The sequence below is a fragment of the Flavobacterium haoranii genome (assembly GCF_009363055.1).
GTDB lineage: Bacteria > Bacteroidota > Bacteroidia > Flavobacteriales > Flavobacteriaceae > Flavobacterium > Flavobacterium haoranii.
Map to the genome: position 1 here is coordinate 278,909 of NZ_CP045292.1, position 18,873 is coordinate 297,781.

The following is an 18,873-nucleotide window of genomic DNA, read 5'->3' on the forward strand; positions in this document are numbered from 1 at the left end:
AAATTGGTCGTTTAAAAATAAATTTATGTCTGACGTAGCAACAATCCAACATTTAGTAGAAAAACAAAAGCAGTTAAAAGCAGAAATTAGAAAAGTAATTGTTGGACAAGATGAAGTTGTAAATCAAATTGTTTTAAGTGTTTTTTCAGGTGGTCATGCACTTTTAATTGGTGTTCCGGGTTTAGCTAAAACATTAATGGTAAACACTATTGCACAAGCTTTAGGATTGAATTTTAAAAGAATTCAGTTTACACCCGATTTGATGCCTTCAGATATTTTGGGAAGTGAGATATTAGATGAAAATAGGACTTTTAAATTTATAAAAGGGCCAATTTTCTCAAACATTATTTTAGCTGATGAGATTAATAGAACGCCGCCAAAAACCCAAGCAGCACTTTTAGAAGCCATGCAAGAAAGAGCGGTAACAGTTGCCGGACATCATTATAAATTAGATTTACCTTACTTCGTTTTAGCAACTCAAAATCCAATTGAGCAAGAAGGAACTTATCCATTACCAGAAGCGCAATTAGACCGATTTATGTTTGCAATTAAACTAGATTATCCTTCATTCGAAGAAGAAATTCAAGTTGTAAAAGCTACTACAACTGATGTTAAAGTAAAAGTTGATGCATTGTTTACTGCAGATGAAATTGTGAATTTTCAAAATGTAATTAGAAAAATTCCAGTGGCCGATAATGTTATTGAATATGCAGTGACTCTAGTTAGTAAAACACGTCCTGATAATAAATTAGCACCGGATTTTGTAAAAACTTATATCGATTGGGGTGCAGGACCTCGAGCTTCTCAAAATTTAATTTTAGCCGCAAAAACACAAGCTGCTTTAAATGGAAAATTTTCTCCAGATATTGAAGATGTTCAAGCGGTAGCAACTGGGATTTTAAGACATCGTATTGTGAAAAATTATAAAGCTGATGCTGAAGGAATTTCTGTTGAAGAATTAATTAAGAAATTATTTTAGTAGTTAAAATTCAAGCTAATTAATGAACAATGTTGAAAACGCAAATGATAAAAGAATTTTTGGTTTAGATGTAATTCGTGCATCTGCAATATTTTTTGTTTTCTTTTCACATATTCATTATTTAATTGGTTCCAATAATGAATTATTAATTTCATTAAGTGGAATTTTTGGATATTTTGGAGTTGAATTATTTTTTGGATTAAGCGGATTTTTAATTGGCTCTATTTTAATTAATCTTTATCTCGAAGAAAAATTTAATTTAACAACAATTATTTCTTTTTTGAAAAGAAGATGGTTAAGAACGCTTCCTAACTATTATTTAGTATTATTTCTTAATATTATGATTGCGTTATATTTTGAATTTAATCTTGATAATTGGTTTAAATATTTACTCTTCTTTCAAAATTTTTATGATTATTCTATTACTTTTTTTACAGAATCTTGGAGTTTATCTATTGAAGAATTTGCTTATTTATTTTCGCCAATAATTTTATTTACAATTCATAAGTTTTCTAATAACAAGAAATGGAGTTTTTTAACAAGTATCTTGTTGCTCATTATTACAGTTCACTTTTTTAGATATTTCAATTATCTCAACAGCAATATAAAAGATTTGTTTATTTGGAACGAAAGTGTAAAAGCAGTTGTTGTTTATAGATTAGATGCGATCCTTTTTGGGTTTTTAGCAGCTTGGTTTATAAAGTTTTACAAAAATGAAATTGGAAAATTTAAAATGTTATTATTGCTAATAGCAATCCTTTTATTTTTTGTTCAATTTTTTCAATTAAGCCAAATTCTGACTATTCAAAATACTAGTTTATATTTTAATGTGTTTTATTTTACTTTAACTTCAATCACAATTTTGTGTTTGTTGCCATTTTTTATTCTTTGGAAAAGAACTTCTAATATTATTGGTAAAAGTATTACTTGGGTAAGTAAAATATCATACAGTATTTACCTATTGCATTATAGTGTAATTTCTGTTTTACTGAAGTTTTTTATTTTAAATTCAAAATTGATAATCAGTGATGCTGTCTTAATAGCTAGCTATACTATTTTAACAACTTTTTTTTCATTCCTATTATACCAATTTTTTGAAAAACCAATTTTAAATTGGAGAGACAAAATAAGGAAATAGCATATTTTTAATCCTCTATTTGTCAATTTGATAATTTAAAGTCTTGAAATTGATAATCTATCAATAAAAAACAAAAAAGCTTTGTTTTGTTGAAAAATATTCATCAAAATAGAATCTTTATAAATAAATATTCTTTGATTTTCTCGTTTTATTAAAAATTTTTAAATCTCATTAAGATTTTATAAATTTGGCATTCAAAATTTACTAACACTATAACATATTAATAAGTATGGATTCTGATATTCAAAAGAATGTTTACAACGATTACATCAAGGAAATAGAAGAACGTAAAACACAAGGTCTTCATCCCAAACCTATCGATGGTGCAGAATTATTAGACGCAATTATTGCACAAATTAAAGATTCAAATAGCACAAATCGCGAAGATTCACTTAAGTTTTTTATCTATAATACTTTACCTGGAACTACTCCAGCAGCTGGTGTTAAAGCAAAATTTTTAAAAGAAATTATTATTGGCGAGTCAGTAGTAAGTGAAATTACACCTGTTTTTGCTTTCGAATTGTTGTCTCACATGAAAGGTGGTCCTTCAATTGAAGTATTACTAGATTTAGCTTTAGGTAATGAAGAAGTTATTGCAAAACAAGCGGCTGAAGTTTTAAAAACTCAGGTATTTTTATACGATGCTGATATGGCGCGTTTAAAAGAAGCTTTTGAAAAAGGCAATGCTGTAGCTAAAGCTATTTTAGAAAGTTATGCAAAAGCAGAGTTCTTTACAAAACTTCCTGAAGTAGCGGAAGAAATTAAAGTAGTTACTTTTGTTGCTGGCGAAGGAGATATCTCAACCGATTTACTTTCTCCTGGTAACCAAGCGCACTCGCGTTCTGACCGTGAATTACACGGAAAATGTATGATTACGCCTGAAGCTCAAGCAGAAATTAAAGCGTTACAAGCACAACATCCAGATAAATCAGTAATGTTAATTGCTGAAAAAGGTACAATGGGTGTAGGTTCTTCACGTATGTCTGGGGTTAACAACGTAGCACTTTGGACAGGAAAACAAGCAAGTCCTTATGTGCCTTTTGTAAACTTTGCTCCAATCGTAGGTGGTACAAACGGAATTTCCCCAATTTTCTTAACTACAGTTGACGTAACAGGTGGAATCGGAATCGATTTAAAAAACTGGGTTAAAAAAACAGATGCAAACGGAGAATTAGTTCGCGATGAAAATGGAGAGCCAATTTTAGAGCAAGTATATTCAGTTGCTACAGGTACAGTTTTAACTATCAATACCAAAACAAAAAAATTATATAATGGAGATAAAGAATTGATTGATATATCAAAAGCTTTCACTCCTCAAAAAATGGAATTTATCAAAGCAGGTGGTTCTTATGCTATCGTATTTGGTAAAAAACTACAAACATTTGCTGCAAAAACTCTAGGAATTGAAGCTCCAGTTGTATTTGCTCCTTCAAAAGAAATTTCAATCGAAGGCCAAGGACTTACAGCGGTAGAAAAAATCTTCAACAGAAATGCAGTAGGAACTACTCCAGGAAAAGTATTGCATGCAGGATCAGATGTTCGAGTAGAAGTAAATATTGTAGGTTCTCAAGATACAACAGGTTTAATGACTGCCCAAGAGTTAGAATCTATGGCGGCTACAACAATTTCACCTATTGTTGACGGAGCTTATCAATCAGGTTGTCATACCGCTTCAGTTTGGGATAAAAAAGCACAAACCAATATTCCGAAGTTGATGAAATTTATGAACGATTTCGGGTTAATTACGGCTCGTGACCCAAAAGGAGTGTATCATTCAATGACCGACGTTATTCACAAAGTTTTAAATGATATTACGGTTGATGAGTGGGCAATTATTATTGGAGGTGACTCTCATACTCGTATGTCAAAAGGTGTTGCGTTCGGTGCAGATTCAGGAACTGTCGCGCTTGCTTTAGCAACTGGTGAGGCTTCTATGCCAATTCCAGAATCAGTAAAAGTAACATTTAAGGGGGAAATGAAATCGTATATGGATTTCCGCGATGTCGTTCACGCTACACAAGCTCAAATGTTGCACCAATTTGGGGGTGAAAACGTATTCCAAGGTAGAGTTATTGAAGTTCACATTGGAACATTAACTGCAGACCAAGCGTTTACATTTACTGACTGGACTGCTGAAATGAAAGCAAAAGCTTCAATCTGTATTTCTGAAGACGCTACTTTAATTGAATCATTAGAAATTGCTAAAGGTAGAATCCAAATCATGATCGATAAGGGCATGGATAATGCTAAAGGTGTATTGAAAGGTTTAATTGAAAAAGCAGATAAGAGAATTGCTGAAATTCAGTCGGGATCAAAACCTGCTTTAACGCCAGATGCTAATGCTAAATATTATGCTGAAGTAGTGGTTGATTTGGATCAAATTGCAGAACCTATGATCGCTGACCCAGATGTAAATAATATCGATGTTTCTAAACGTTATACGCACGATACCATCAGACCATTATCATATTATGGTGGAGATAAAAAAGTAGATCTTGGATTCATCGGATCTTGTATGGTACACAAAGGCGATATGAAAATCTTAGCTCAGATGCTGAAAAATATTGAGAAACAACAAGGTAAAGTGGAATTCAAAGCGCCTTTAGTTGTTGCTCCTCCAACATACAACATCGTTGATGAATTAAAAGCAGAAGGTGATTGGGAAGTGTTACAAAAATATTCAGGTTTTGAATTTGATGATAATGCACCAAAAGCTATTGCGCGTACAGAATACGAAAACATGTTGTATTTAGAGCGTCCAGGTTGTAACCTTTGTATGGGTAACCAAGAAAAAGCTGCTAAAGGAGATACAGTTATGGCAACATCTACACGTTTATTCCAAGGAAGAGTTGTAGAAGATTCTGCTGAGAAAAAAGGAGAATCGTTACTATCTTCAACACCAGTTGTTGTCTTGTCAACAATTTTAGGAAGAACTCCTAATATTGAAGAATATACTGCAGCTGTTGATGGTATTAACTTGACAAAGTTTGCGCCACCGCACAAACAATTAGTTAGATAATTAATATAAGTTAAGCCTGAGTTAAAACTCAGGCTTTTTTTTAGTGGTTGCCAATTTTTTCGTAAATTGTGTTTTCAAATTAACTAACAAAATAAGATATATTAAGTATGGCTTTTGATATTGAAATGATTGAAAAAGTGTACGAAACTATGGCAACTCGTATTGATAGAGCTCGTGAATTAGTTGGTCGTCCACTTACATTATCCGAAAAGATTTTATATTCCCATTTATGGGATGGAATGCCAACTCAGGCGTTTACAAGAGGTAAAGATTATGTTGATTTTGCTCCTGATAGAGTAGCCTGTCAAGACGCAACCGCGCAAATGGCGTTATTGCAATTCATGCATGCTGGAAAAAGTAAAGTTGCGGTTCCAACAACAGTTCACTGCGACCATTTAATTTTAGCAAAAAATGGAGCAAAACAAGACTTAGAGTTAGCCAATAAACAATCTAAAGAAGTTTTCGATTTCTTATCATCAGTATCTAATAAATACGGAATTGGATTTTGGAAACCAGGCTCAGGAATTATTCATCAAATTGTGCTTGAAAATTATGCATTTCCAGGAGGGATGATGATTGGTACCGATTCGCATACAGTTAATGCTGGTGGTCTAGGAATGTTAGCAATTGGTGTTGGTGGAGCTGATGCTGTTGATGTAATGTCGGGTATGTCTTGGGAATTAAAATTTCCCAAATTAATTGGAGTAAAACTAACAGGTAAATTAAACGGTTGGACGGCTCCAAAAGATGTAATTTTAAAAGTAGCTGATATTTTAACCGTAAAAGGAGGAACTGGAGCTATTGTAGAATATTTTGGAGAAGGTGCAGAAGCAATGTCATGTACAGGTAAAGGTACTATTTGTAATATGGGTGCTGAAATTGGAGCTACTACTTCAACTTTTGGTTACGACGATTCTATGAGAAGATATTTAGCGGCAACAGGTCGTCAAGATGTTGTAAATGCTGCAGATAAAGTAGCTTCTTATTTAACTGCAGATGCTGAAGTTTATGCAAATCCAGCTCAATATTTTGATCAATTAATAGAAATCAATTTATCTGAATTAGAACCTCATATTAATGGACCTTTTACTCCAGATAGAGGAACGCCAGTTTCTAAAATGAAAGCTGAAGCTGAAGCTAACGGTTGGCCAATAAAAGTGGAATGGGGCTTAATTGGGTCATGTACCAATTCATCATACGAAGATATGTCGCGTGCTGCTTCTATTGTAAGGCAAGCTGTGGCGCATGGTATAACTCCAAAAGCAGAATTTGGTATTAACCCAGGTTCGGAACAAATTCGTTATACAATTGAAAGAGACGGAATTATTGCCGATTTCGAAAAGATGGGAACCAAAGTATTTACCAATGCTTGCGGACCTTGTATTGGACAATGGGATAGAGAAGGAGCAGACAAACAAGAAAAGAATACCATTGTGCATTCTTTTAATCGAAATTTTTCAAAAAGAGCCGATGGAAATCCGAATACGCATGCTTTTGTAACCTCTCCAGAGATGGTTGCTGCATTAGCAATTTCAGGACGTTTGGATTTTAACCCTATTACAGATACCTTGTTAAATGATAAGGGAGAAGCGGTAAAATTGAATCCACCTTTTGGAGATGAATTACCAACTAAAGGTTTTGATGTTCAAGATCCTGGTTTCCAAGCACCAGCTGCAGATGGCTCTTCTGTTCAGGTTGCGGTTTCTCCAACCTCTGATCGTTTACAATTATTAGAACCATTCCCGGCTTGGGATGGAAAGAATATTACAGGAGCAAAATTGTTAATCAAAGCATTTGGAAAATGTACAACCGACCATATTTCTATGGCTGGCCCTTGGTTACGTTTTCGCGGTCACTTAGATAATATCTCGAATAATATGTTGATTGGTGCTGTAAATGCATTTAACCAGGAAACAAATAAAGTTAAAAACCAATTAGATGGTAGTTATGATGCTGTTCCTGCTGTTCAAAGAGCATATAAAGCTGCAGGAGTTCCATCAATTGTTGTTGGTGACCAAAACTATGGAGAAGGTTCATCTCGTGAGCACGCTGCTATGGAGCCTCGTCACTTAGGAGTTAAAGCGGTATTAGTAAAATCTTTTGCACGTATCCACGAAACCAACTTAAAAAAGCAAGGAATGTTAGCATTAACCTTTGCTAACGAAGCAGATTATGATAAAATTCAAGAAGATGATACTATCAATTTCTTAGATTTAACTGAGTTTGCTCCAGGAAAGCCATTAACTCTTGAATTTGTCCACGCTGATGGTTCGAAAGATATTATTTTGGCTAATCATACTTATAATGAAGGTCAAATAGAATGGTTTAAAGCGGGTTCTGCGCTAAATTTAATTGCAGCAGGAAAAGCATAAAAAAGTTTATATCTTAAATAAATATTAAACGCTCAACTTTAGTTGGGCGTTTTTTGTACATTTAATTTTAATTTTAGAAAAATGAACTCGCTTTGGTATTTTGATGATGTAAATTTATTTTCGCTAATGTGTCCGCATAAGTATAATAAATCAACTCATTCACATAGATTTGATGGCTATAAAAAGAATGAATTTATTTATTTTGAAGACGATCAGGCTAATAAAATTTTTTTGATAAATAGTGGTAAAATAAAATTAGGTTATGTTAATGATGATGGGGAAGAAGTAATTACTGCTATTTTAACTAAAGGCGAAATTTTTGGTGAAAAAGCGATTTTAGGTGAAGAAAAAAGAGATGAGTTTGCTCAAGTTTTAGAAAATGGAACGTCAGTATGTAGAATTTCTTCGGAAGAAATGTTGGAATTGCTTCGTCAACACAAAAATTTTAGCTTAAAAATTTATAAGTTTATTGGTTTCCGATTTAAAAAACTAGAGAGAAGATTGCAGTTAATGCTTTTTAAAGATGCCAAAACGAGATTAAAAGAATTTATTAATGAGTTAGCAGAAGAATTTGGTTATGTAAATAAAGTTTCGGGTTACACGGTTATTCGACATCCTTATACTCAAAAGGAAATTGCAACCTTAATTGGAACTTCTCGACCAACATTGAATATTCTAATAAATGAGTTGAACGATGAAGATTATCTTGATTTTAATAGAAAAGAAATAATATTAAAAAAATAGCCTTCAAATTTGAAGGCTATTTTTGTGTAGTATAAATTTCTAACTTATTAATAATAAGCGTAACGTCTTACTTTAGAAATGTATTTTGCTAATCTTATAACTTGGTGGCTGTAGCCATACTCGTTATCGTACCAAACATACATAACAATATTTTTGCCATCAGGTGAAACAATAGTAGCATTGCTATCAAAAATTGATGGTGCTGAACTACCAACAATATCAGAAGAAACTAATTCATTGTTTAAAGAATATTTAATTTGCTCTACTAAGTTTCCTTCTAAAGCATATTTTTTAAGAATGTTATTTACTTCCTCAATAGTAGTTTCTTTACCAACTTCTAAGTTTAATACAACTAATGATCCGTTTGGAACAGGAACACGAATTGCATTCGAAGTTAATTTACCAGCTAAAGAAGGTAAGGCTTTTGCAACTGCACTACCAGCACCAGTTTCTGTAATTACCATGTTTAAAGCAGCAGCTCTACCACGACGGTATTTTTTATGCATGTTGTCAACCAAATTTTGGTCGTTTGTATAAGCATGAATAGTTTCTAAATGTCCTTTTACAACTCCAAGAGTTTCTTCCATTGCAGCTAAAACTGGCGTAATAGCATTTGTGGTACAAGAAGCAGCAGAATAAATTTTAACTTCGTCTGGGTTAAAATCATTATGATTAACACCATAAACAATGTTTGGAACACCTTTACCAGGAGCAGTTAACAATACTTTTTCAACTCCTTTTGAAGTTAAATGTCTGCTTAATGCTTCTTCAGTTGTAAATGCACCTGTATTATCGATTACCAATGCATCTTCAATTCCATATTTTGTATAATCAATTTCTTCTGGACTTCCAGCTGAAATAATATGTACAGTTGTACCATTAATAATTAAAGCATTGTTTTCTGGATCAGCTTGAACTGAACCTTCAAAATCACCATGTACAGAATCATAACGTAGTAATGAAGCTCTTTTTTCTAATAAAACAGCATCATTTTTATCGCGAACTACAATTGCTCTTAATCTTAATTGTTGACCTTTACCCATTTTGCTCATCATTTCGCGAGCTAATAAACGTCCAATTCTACCAAAACCGTATAGTACTACATCTTTAGGTTTAATTTCATTGTAGCTTTTTGCATTTTTCAATTTGTCTATAACAAATGCTTTAGCATCATTATATTTTTCATCTTCTAAATGATATTCATAAGTAAGTTTACCAATGTCTAATTTTGATGGTGGTAAATCTAAGCTTTCAATTGCTCTGGCAATCTCTACAGAATCAAAAACATTAATCGGTTTTTGAACAAATGCACCTGCATATTCGTGTAGATTAATGATATCGCTTACATTTCTATCAATTAATTGATTTCTAAATAATACCAATTCGATTGATTTGTCGTACCATAAATCGCTAATAATTTTAATAAATTCTACACAAGCTTTTCTTCTGTCGGCTTGAAAAGCAAGTTCTTTCTCGTATAAAACGTTATTATTCATGAAGTAAAAATATAGTGTTGTTTATAATTTTGGTGCAAAAGTACTTATTTCAATCGTTTTCGTAAAACATTTTAATAAAAAAAGTGCGTGTTGTAAAACACGCACTCAAACAGTAATTATTAATTGTTTATAAAATAGCTCTCATTATTTCACCATTTGATGTTATCAATTGATATTGAGATTTTTGATTTCCTTTCGATTTAATATATTCGGCAGCACTTTGTGCATTAGAAGTTCTTTTTCCATCAATGCTTAAGATAATCGCACCTTCTAATTCATTTGCATATCCTTTGTATTCATCATTGGTAACTGATTTAATTTTAATGCCATAATCTACATTGAATTTTTGTTTGTCATTATTTGTAATGTCTTCAAATTCAATTCCGTTTGCTTCATAAACTAAAAGTTCTTTTTTGCTTAATTTAACCGGAATTATTTTTTCATTTTCATCTCTAATAACTGTAACATTTATAACATCATCTGGTCTTTTGGTGTTGATGTAAGAAGTTAAATCGCTAAATGAGTTCACTTTTTTATCGTCTAATTTAATAATGATATCACCTTCTTTAATTCCAGCTTTTTCAGCCCCAGATTTTTTAGTAACTCCAGCAACATAAAATCCTTGTGTTTGACTTACTCCTAAGTTGTCTGCAACAGCACTATTAAGTTCTGATCCTTCTACACCTAAAATTCCTCTTTGAACATTTCCAAATTGCATTAAATCTTCAATAATTTTTCTCGTAATATTTGATGGTACTGCAAATGAATATCCTGCGTAACTTCCTGTTGGAGATGAAATCATGGTATTAATTCCAATTAATTCACCTCTTGTATTTACTAGAGCGCCACCACTATTTCCTGGATTTACGGCAGCATCTGTTTGAATAAATGATTGTAACCCCGAATTACTTAAATCTCTAGCCTTTGCAGAAACAATACCTGCGGTTACAGTTGAATTTAAATTGTATGGATTTCCAACCGCTAAAACCCATTCTCCAACTTTTATTGCTTCTGAATCGCCAAAAACCATGTAAGGTAGTTTTTCATCTGCATCAATTTTTAATAGTGCAATGTCCATTTTAGAATCAGTACCTACAAGTTTTGCTTTATAAGTTTTATTGTTATTTAATGTAACTTCTAATTGAGTTGCATCTTGAATTACGTGATTATTTGTAGCAATATAACCATCTTCTGAAATAATTACTCCAGAACCAGTTCCTACTTGTTCTTGTTGCATTCCTCCACCTCTAGAGCCATAAATAAATTCCATAATGGGGTTGTATACTTTTCTTACACTTACATTCTTTACGTGTACAACGCTGTGTACAGCCATATCAGCTGCAGCCGTAAAATCAATATTTTCAGCGCCTAAACTTACATTTTTACTAAAAGTAGGAGCAACAGTCGTAATGGTATTAGATTTGGGTTCTAAAAATAATTTATAAGCTCCTAATGTGATAGCACCACTTAAAAGTGAAACTAATAATAAACTTCCTAATCTTTTCATTTTTTAATAGCTTTTATTTTATATAGTAAAATTAAATACATTTTTTTAACAAAAAATCAGTTTAACGTGTAGTTAACAGTGTTTAACTTTTTATTAAGGATGTTAACTTTTTGCTCAATTTTTCATTTAATTAAAATCACTATTTTATACTGTGTATTTTGTATTTTTGTATAATGAAATTTACTTTTTACAAATACCAAGGAACGGGTAACGATTTTGTCATGATTGATAATCGTCAAAAAAATTTTCCCAAAAATGATACCAAACTTGTTGCATTTTTATGTGATAGACGTTTTGGTATTGGTGCAGATGGGCTCATTTTGTTAGAGAATCATGATAAATATGATTTTAGAATGGTGTATTATAATTCTGATGGTAATGAAAGTAGTATGTGTGGAAATGGGGAAGATGTTTGGTAGCGTTTGCAAAACATTTAAATGTAGTGGATAAGAAAGCTGAATTTGAAGCAATAGATGGTTATCATTTTGCGACTATTGATACGGAAGGAATTGTTTCACTGCAAATGATTGATGTTGATAAAGTTGATGTTGAAAACACATATACCTTTTTAAATACAGGTTCTCCGCACCACATAGAGTTTGTTGAGAATGTTAGAAATGTGAATGTTAAAGAAAAGGGGGCTTCAATTAGATATTCTGACTTGTATGGAAAACAGGGAAGTAATGTAAATTTCGTTTCTCCATTAGAAAATGACAAATTTGCAGTACGAACATATGAAAGAGGTGTTGAAGATGAAACTTTGTCTTGTGGAACAGGTGTAACAGCGGTTGCAATAGCACTTTTTGAAAACAAAAAAGTGTTTCAAAATGAAGTCGCAATGCAAGTTGAAGGCGGCGAATTAAAAGTTAAATTCGAAGAAGATAACGGAACATATAAAAATGTTTTTTTAATAGGCCCCGCAAAATTTGTTTTTAAAGGAGAAATTGAAATAGCGAGTTATTAAAATATTGTATATTTGTTACACAAATGACTATAAAAGATGAATTACACAATGTCTTTTCGGGAACGTACGAAGTTAGGTTTGGAACAATTATCCAAACAATTACCAGTTACCTTGAAAACTGCACGCGAACAAGCACAGTGGCTAAAGGAACAAAGCACTTCAAAGAAGAAGAAAAAGAGAAATTAGAACTTTTTATTTCTCAAAATAATTTATGGTTAAATACTGTTGATTTTTCTCAATATGTAAGTGAAGGTGCCGAACAAAAAGTGTATTTAACAGATTCGGAACATGTTTTAAAATTAAATGATTCAATTTATTATACTTCTTGGATAGATTATTTTCACAATTTATTACTTCATAATTATTTTTTTGCAGATACTGCGTATGAATTAATTGGTTTTACCAAAAATGATAATGTATTATATGCAATAGTCAAACAAGCTTTTGTTTCTATTACTGATAAAACAGATTTGAGTTTAGTGAAAGAGTTTTTAATACAAAACGGTTTTGAAAATACTCGAAATAATGATTATTATAATATTGAGTTAGGAATAATTTTAGAAGATTTGCATGATGAAAATGTATTGACTAAAAATGAAACTCTTTATTTTATTGACACTGTTTTTTATATTACTGATGCATTTTGGTCGAAATAATAAATGAAAATGACTTTAAAAGGACAAAATATATTTTTACGAGCTCTTGAACCCGAAGATTTAGAGTTCATTTACTTAATTGAGAATGATGAATCTATTTGGGAAGTAAGTCATACTCAAACACCTTATAGTAAATTTTTAATTCGTCAGTATCTCGAAAATGCACATCAAGATATTTACGAGGCCAAACAATTACGTTTAGCTATTTGTAAAAATGATACTACTCAAGCAATCGGATTAATCGATTTGTTTGATTTCGATCCACAACATTCTCGCGCAGGAATAGGAATTTTAATTCAAAATTCTTCTGATAGAAATAAAGGAATTGGAACGGAAGCATTAGATTTATTAATAAAGTATAGTTTTTCAAATCTTCAGTTACATCAATTATATGCAAACATATCGACTGATAATGAACCGAGTTTGCAACTTTTTACTAAATTTGGCTTTCAAAAAATTGGTATTAAAAAACAATGGAATAAAATTAACAATCAATATAAAGATGAAATTTTATTTCAGTTAATTAACGAAAAATAAGTTCCCTTGAATCTAAAAAAAATAATTGCAATTATTGCTGTATCAGGTTTAATTGTTTTAGGAAGTATGGCTGGTTATGTTTATTACAAAGCTTTTACAGCTAATACTACTTTTGTTCAAAAAGAAGTGTTTGTTTATATTCCTACAAATGCAACTCAAGAAGAAGTAAAAGAAGCTATAAGTCCGTTTGTAAAAGATTGGAGTAAATTTGAATTCGTAGCCAATAAAAGAAATTATTTTACCAATACTAAAGCAGGTAAGTTTTTACTAAAACAAAACATGAACAGTTTCGATATGGTTCGTGCTTTAAGAAGTAATATTCCTGTAAATGTTGCTTTTAACAATCAAGAAAGTATCGAAAAATTTGCGCAACGTCTAGCAAATCAATTAGAGCCAGATAGCATTGAATTAATGAATGCTTTTACTAATAAAGATTTTTTGAGTAAAAATGAAATTGATAGCGAAAATGTTTTAAGTCTTTTCATTCCTAATTCTTATGAGTTTTACTGGAATACTTCAGCTGAAAAACTTGCTGATAGATTAGCTAAAGAATACCACATTTTTTGGAACGATGAAAGAAAAAGCAAAGCTGCTAGTTTAAATTTAACGCCTCAACAAGTTTCAGTATTGGCTTCAATTGTTCAAAAAGAAACTGCAAAAGTAAGTGAAAGACCACGAGTAGCTGGAGTTTATTTAAACAGATTAGCTACAGGAATGCCTTTACAAGCTGATCCAACGGTTATTTATGCAATTAAAAAACAATCAGGCGATTTTGATCAAGTAATAAAAAGAGTTTTTCACAACGATTTAATCATAGATTCTCCTTATAATACTTATAAATACGCTGGATTGCCACCTGGACCAATTTTTATGCCAGATATTTCTTCTATCGATGCAGTTTTAAACGCAGAGAAACACGATTATCTATATTTTTGTGCTAGTCCAGATAATCCTGGTTATCATGCTTTTGCTTCTAATTATGATGCTCATATGGTAAATGCGAGAAAGTATGCCAACTGGGTAAATAAACTAGGAATTAATAGATAAGGTTTGAAACGAAACTATAAGTTGTCTCAGTTTGCCTTTTTCCTGCTGTACGTTAAATCTTTTTTGTTTCTTCATACATTGTTGAAAACAAAAAAGGATATCACTTCCATCAGGGTTACGGTGTTGTCGTTTTTTTTATTTGCCAACTTTTTAAGTTTCGGACAATCAAGTTTTGATAACTTTTTTAAACCTTCAGATACTTTAAATGTTACTAGAAAAAAAACCGTTCTCATTACAGAAGGTGTTACTCTAGGAGGAGCTTTAATAGGATTGAACCAATTATGGTATAAAGATTATCCAAAATCAAATTTTCATACGATTAATGATAATAATCAATGGTTACAACTAGATAAGGTCGGACATTTTTATTCTACTTACCATGTTGGAAAAATTGGTGCTGATGTTTTAGCTTGGAGCGGTGCCTTAAAAAAGGAACAATTGTTATATGGTGCAACAGTTGGTTTTGGATTTTTAACAGTAGTAGAAATTTTCGATGGTTATTCTCAAGAATGGGGTTTTTCTTGGGGCGATATGTTGGCAAATGCTTCGGGAACAGGGCTTTATGTGGGGCAAGAATTACTTTGGCACGAACAAAGAATAACACCAAAATTTTCTTTCCATCAAACTCATTTTGCTCAAAATAGACCAGAAACTCTAGGAAATTCTTTTAATGAGCAGTTATTAAAAGATTATAACGGACAAACTTATTGGCTTTCTTTTAATTTATATTCTTTTACGCATTCAAAAGTTTTACCAAAATGGTTAAATGTAGCTTTGGGTTATGGTGGAACTGGGATGATTTATGGGTCAAATTCCGAAGCTTTTGAAAACGGAATTTCCCAATCTCCAAGTCGCGAATTTTATCTTTCTCTCGATGTAGATTTGACGAAAATTGAAACAAAATCTCATTTTTTAAAGACTATTTTTTCTGCATTTAATACCATAAAAGTTCCTGCACCAACACTTCAAATAGGTGATTTTAACGGAGTTAAAGGGCACTTTGTCTACTTTTAGAAAAGTTTAACAACCTGTAAATCAATATTCTAATTTTTTTCGTATATTTGTCCCCGCAAATTTCAGATGGGTGACAGACGCTGAGAAATGAAAATTTATGACGAAAAAAGGTTTGTATTTTTTGGGACTAACCATCCTAGTACTATCAGTTTTAACAGGATTTAATTCAGCAAAAACTGAAACACTTGAAGGATTCTATTTAGATAAAAACAGTAACTATGTTTACGGAGTGCCTTCAGAAGGAAATGAGCTAGAAAGTGAAACGAGTGTTGTAATTCCGTTTGTAGGAAAAACATTCGTAGGTTTTAGAGAAGCAATTGCTTTTAAAGAATCAAGAGGAAAACTTAGTTTGGTAAATCCATTTGGATATATGGGAAAATACCAATTCGGAAGAAGTACTCTAAGAACTTTAGGAATTTACGATTTTCAAGAATTCCTTCATAATGCCGATTGGCAAGAAAAAGCGTTTAGAGCTTTAATTGCTAGAAATAAATGGGAACTGCGCAATGAAATTGAAAAATATTGCGGTAGAAAAATAAACGGCATTGAAATTACTGAATCTGGACTTTTAGCAGCAGCACATTTAGGTGGAGCTGGTTCTGTAAAAAAGTATTTGAGAAGTAACGGAAGAAGCGGTTTTAAAGACGGTTTCGGAACTTCATTAAGAAGTTACATTAAAAAATTTGAAGGATATGATGTATCACACATTCCTGCAAATAAAAATGCTAAAGTAGATTTAGATTAAAAAATTAATTATTCTTTGTGAATAATGAATATGCAAGGTCGCTTATGTAAGTCGACCTTGTTTTTTTTCCACTCTTTTATAGTTTTAGTTTTAATAAACTCGGTAGGTAAAGTAATATCACAAGCAATACAAAGGTGTGTATTGGGTTGTAAAATATTTACTAAATCTTCAAAAAGTTTATTGTTTCTATAGGGAGTTTCAATAAATAATTGCGACTGGTTTTTTTCTTGTGATAGTCTTTCAAATTGTTTTATTGCAGCTTTCTTTTCATTGTTATCAATTGGTAAATAACCATTAAATGCAAAGCTTTGCCCGTTCATGCCACTCGCCATTATAGCTAATAAAATTGAACTTGGACCTACTAGAGGAACAACTTGAATTCCTTTGTCGTGTGCTAATTTTACAATTACAGCACCTGGATCTGCAACACCAGGACAACCCGCTTCACTCATTAATCCAACATTTAAACCATTTAAAAGAGGCTCTAGCATTTTATAATGTTCGCTGGTTTCAGTATGCTTGTTAAGGAGACTAAGTTTAAGTTCTGATTGTTTTTTATCAGGCTGAACACTTTTTATAAAGCGTCTTGCAGTTTTTTCGTTTTCAACTATAAAATGGTCAATAAAATCTATGCTTCGTTTTATGGTTTGAGGTAATACATCTTCAGGATTCATTTCTCCCAGTGTAGTTGGGATTAAGTAAAGTTTGCCTAAAAATTGTAAAGGTTTCATTTTGTTAGTTTTTCTGCAATTACATCACAAGCTTTGTCGAGCATGTTATAAACATTCTCAAAACCATCAACTCCTCCATAGTATGGATCTGGAACTTCAACATTTTCGCCAGGAAATAATTCGTTAAGTATTAATGTAACTTTTGTTTTGTCTGCTTCATTTTCAGCTAGCGACAAAATATTTTTGTAATTCGACATATCCATAGCATAGATAAAATCAAATTCTTTAAAATCTTTTGCTGAAAATTGTCGTGCTTTTTGCTGAGAAATATCTAATCCTTTTTGTTTAGCAATGGCAATTGATCGTTTGTCTGGTTTTTCGCCTGCATGCCATCCGCCTGTTCCTGCTGAATCTACTATAAAATCATTTTTGGAAAGTTTAGCTTGTAAGATGCCTTCTGCTAATGGAGAACGACAAATGTTGCCTAAACAAACCATTAAAATTTTAGTAGGCATTATTGCGATAGTTTTTTGTTTAAATCATCAACAAACTTACGGAATTGTTTATCAGTAGAAACTAAGTTGTCTACAGTTTTACAAGCATGAAGAACCGTTGCATGATCTCTATTTCCAATTTGACTACCAATACTTGCTAAAGAATTTTTTGTGTATTTCTTAGCGAAAAACATGGCTAATTGACGAGCTTGAACAACATCTCTTTTACGTGTTTTCGATTGTAGCGTTTCAATATCAAGTTGAAAGTAATCTGAAATAATCTTTTGGATGTAATCAACAGAAATTTCACGTTTAATATTTTTAACAAATTTCTCTACAACTTGTTTTGCAAGTTCAATTGTAACTTCTTTTTTATTGAAAGAAGATTGAGCAATTAAAGAAATTATTGCTCCTTCAAGTTCTCTTACGTTTGATTTGATATTTTTTGCAACATATTCTATAATTTCTTCTGGCATTTCTACACCATCTCGATATAAAATGTTTTTTAAGATAGAAATACGTGTTTCATAATCAGGTTGGTGTAGCTCCGCTGAAAGTCCCCATTTGAAACGAGATAATAAACGTTGTTCAATATCTTGCATATCGACAGGAGCTTTATCAGATGTTAAAATAACCTGTTTTCCATTTTGGTGTAAATGGTTGAAAATGTGAAAGAAAACATCTTGTGTTCCAGATTTTCCTGATAAAAATTGAACGTCATCAATAATTAGTACATCTATTAATTGATAGAAGTGAATAAAATCGTTACGTGTATTTTTCTTAACAGATTCAATATATTGTTGCGTAAAAATCTCAGCCGAAATATATAAAACTGTTTTTTCAGGATGTTTTTCTTTGATTTCAACACCAATTGCATGAGCTAAATGTGTTTTACCAAGTCCAACACCACCAAATATTAACAAAGGATTAAATGAAGTTCCTCCTGGTTTATTGGCAACTGCCATACCAGCACTTCTAGCTAATCGGTTTGAATCTCCTTCTAAGAAATTATCAAAACTATAATTAGAATTTAGTTGAGAATCTATGTTAATATTTCGTATACCAGGAATTATAAAAGGATTTTTTAGTTCAGGATCTTTTTGTACAATAGGTACATCAACCTCTTGAGGTTTTACTGCTTGTCTATCGTTACTAGGAATTTGGTGTGTAAACGGAAGTTTATTGTTATAAGAGTTTTCCATCTTAATTTTATACAATAACTTTGCGTTTGGTCCAAGTTCTTTAGTTAATGCTACTTTTAAAAGTTTAACATAATGTTCTTCTAGCCATTCGTAAAAGAATTTACTAGGCACTTGAATAGAAAGCGCATTGTCTGTTAAGTCAACTGACTGTATCGGTTCGAACCAAGTTTTATAGGCTTGTTCTTGGATATTATCCTTTATGAATGACAGACAGTTTTCCCATACTGATTGCGCAGTTTTACTCATAGATAAACTTTTTTATAGTTGCTTAAAGGTTAATAAATTGTT

15 protein-coding genes and 1 pseudogene are annotated in these 18,873 nt (G+C 31.8%); 11 read left to right on the top strand and 5 right to left on the bottom strand.

The genetic code is table 11. The features are described from left to right. The first annotated feature begins 25 nt into the window (after positions 1–25). The 5 genes from GCU34_RS01300 (at position 26) to GCU34_RS01320 (ending at position 8,252) form a co-directional block, all read left to right on the top strand. A complete protein-coding gene (locus GCU34_RS01300; protein ID WP_072780402.1) occupies positions 26–979 on the top strand; it encodes an AAA family ATPase in 954 nt (317 codons plus the stop codon). 22 nt (positions 980–1,001) lie between these two features. Further along, positions 1,002–2,117 carry an acyltransferase family protein gene (locus tag GCU34_RS01305; protein WP_072780399.1) on the top strand — a complete coding sequence of 372 codons (1,116 nt, stop codon included), beginning with the start codon at positions 1,002–1,004 and terminating at the stop codon, positions 2,115–2,117. Positions 2,118–2,346: 229 nt separating this feature from the next. Next, positions 2,347–5,136 (top strand): bifunctional aconitate hydratase 2/2-methylisocitrate dehydratase, encoded by a 2,790-nt coding sequence (locus tag GCU34_RS01310; protein ID WP_072780397.1) that lies wholly within the window; start codon positions 2,347–2,349, stop codon positions 5,134–5,136. 107 nt (positions 5,137–5,243) lie between these two features. Then, a complete protein-coding gene (locus tag GCU34_RS01315; RefSeq protein WP_072780394.1) occupies positions 5,244–7,508 on the top strand; it encodes an aconitate hydratase in 2,265 nt (754 codons plus the stop codon). A gap of 81 nt (positions 7,509–7,589) precedes the next feature. Next, a complete protein-coding gene (locus tag GCU34_RS01320; RefSeq protein ID WP_072780392.1) occupies positions 7,590–8,252 on the top strand; it encodes a Crp/Fnr family transcriptional regulator in 663 nt (220 codons plus the stop codon). A gap of 47 nt (positions 8,253–8,299) precedes the next feature. On the opposite strand, the gene GCU34_RS01325 is transcribed toward GCU34_RS01320, so the two are convergent. Beyond that, the gene (locus GCU34_RS01325) at positions 8,300–9,748 is read right to left on the bottom strand and encodes a glyceraldehyde-3-phosphate dehydrogenase (RefSeq protein WP_072780389.1); all 1,449 of its coding nucleotides are present in this window, start codon (positions 9,746–9,748) and stop codon (positions 8,300–8,302) included. A 127-nt stretch (positions 9,749–9,875) separates the two neighbouring features. Further along, positions 9,876–11,255 carry a trypsin-like peptidase domain-containing protein gene (locus GCU34_RS01330; protein WP_072780386.1) on the bottom strand — a complete coding sequence of 460 codons (1,380 nt, stop codon included), beginning with the start codon at positions 11,253–11,255 and terminating at the stop codon, positions 9,876–9,878. 173 nt (positions 11,256–11,428) lie between these two features. Between GCU34_RS01330 and dapF the strand changes: the two are divergent. From dapF to GCU34_RS01360, 6 genes and pseudogenes are all read left to right on the top strand, one after another. Continuing rightward, positions 11,429–12,219: pseudogene (gene dapF / locus GCU34_RS01335) on the top strand (diaminopimelate epimerase). Between the two features lie 23 nt (positions 12,220–12,242). Next, positions 12,243–12,875, top strand: a complete 633-nt coding sequence (locus tag GCU34_RS01340) for a putative polyvalent protein kinase domain-containing protein (protein ID WP_227658713.1) — start codon at positions 12,243–12,245, stop codon at positions 12,873–12,875. Positions 12,876–12,884: 9 nt separating this feature from the next. Then, the gene (locus GCU34_RS01345) at positions 12,885–13,412 is read left to right on the top strand and encodes a GNAT family N-acetyltransferase (protein ID WP_072780382.1); all 528 of its coding nucleotides are present in this window, start codon (positions 12,885–12,887) and stop codon (positions 13,410–13,412) included. 6 nt (positions 13,413–13,418) lie between these two features. Further along, positions 13,419–14,459, top strand: a complete 1,041-nt coding sequence (mltG, locus tag GCU34_RS01350) for an endolytic transglycosylase MltG (RefSeq protein WP_072780379.1) — start codon at positions 13,419–13,421, stop codon at positions 14,457–14,459. 123 nt (positions 14,460–14,582) lie between these two features. Next, positions 14,583–15,473 (top strand): DUF2279 domain-containing protein, encoded by an 891-nt coding sequence (locus GCU34_RS01355; protein ID WP_227658714.1) that lies wholly within the window; start codon positions 14,583–14,585, stop codon positions 15,471–15,473. A 97-nt stretch (positions 15,474–15,570) separates the two neighbouring features. After that, positions 15,571–16,218: a peptidoglycan-binding protein LysM gene (locus tag GCU34_RS01360; protein ID WP_072780376.1), complete on the top strand. Its 648-nt coding sequence runs from the start codon at positions 15,571–15,573 to the stop codon at positions 16,216–16,218. Between the two features lie 8 nt (positions 16,219–16,226). Here the strand turns inward: GCU34_RS01360 and GCU34_RS01365 are convergent, their stop codons facing one another. Genes GCU34_RS01365 through dnaA form a run of 3 tightly spaced genes read right to left on the bottom strand, consistent with a single transcriptional unit; the run spans position 16,227 to position 18,831 of the window. After that, on the bottom strand, positions 16,227–16,949 hold the full coding sequence (locus GCU34_RS01365) for an SAM-dependent methyltransferase (protein ID WP_072780374.1): 723 nt from the start codon (positions 16,947–16,949) through the stop codon (positions 16,227–16,229). Further along, a complete protein-coding gene (locus GCU34_RS01370; protein WP_072780371.1) occupies positions 16,946–17,404 on the bottom strand; it encodes a low molecular weight protein-tyrosine-phosphatase in 459 nt (152 codons plus the stop codon). The genes GCU34_RS01365 and GCU34_RS01370 overlap by 4 nt, the downstream gene beginning before the upstream one ends. Then, on the bottom strand, positions 17,404–18,831 hold the full coding sequence (gene dnaA, locus GCU34_RS01375) for a chromosomal replication initiator protein DnaA (protein WP_072780362.1): 1,428 nt from the start codon (positions 18,829–18,831) through the stop codon (positions 17,404–17,406). The genes GCU34_RS01370 and dnaA overlap by 1 nt, the downstream gene beginning before the upstream one ends. Positions 18,832–18,873 lie beyond the last annotated feature (42 nt).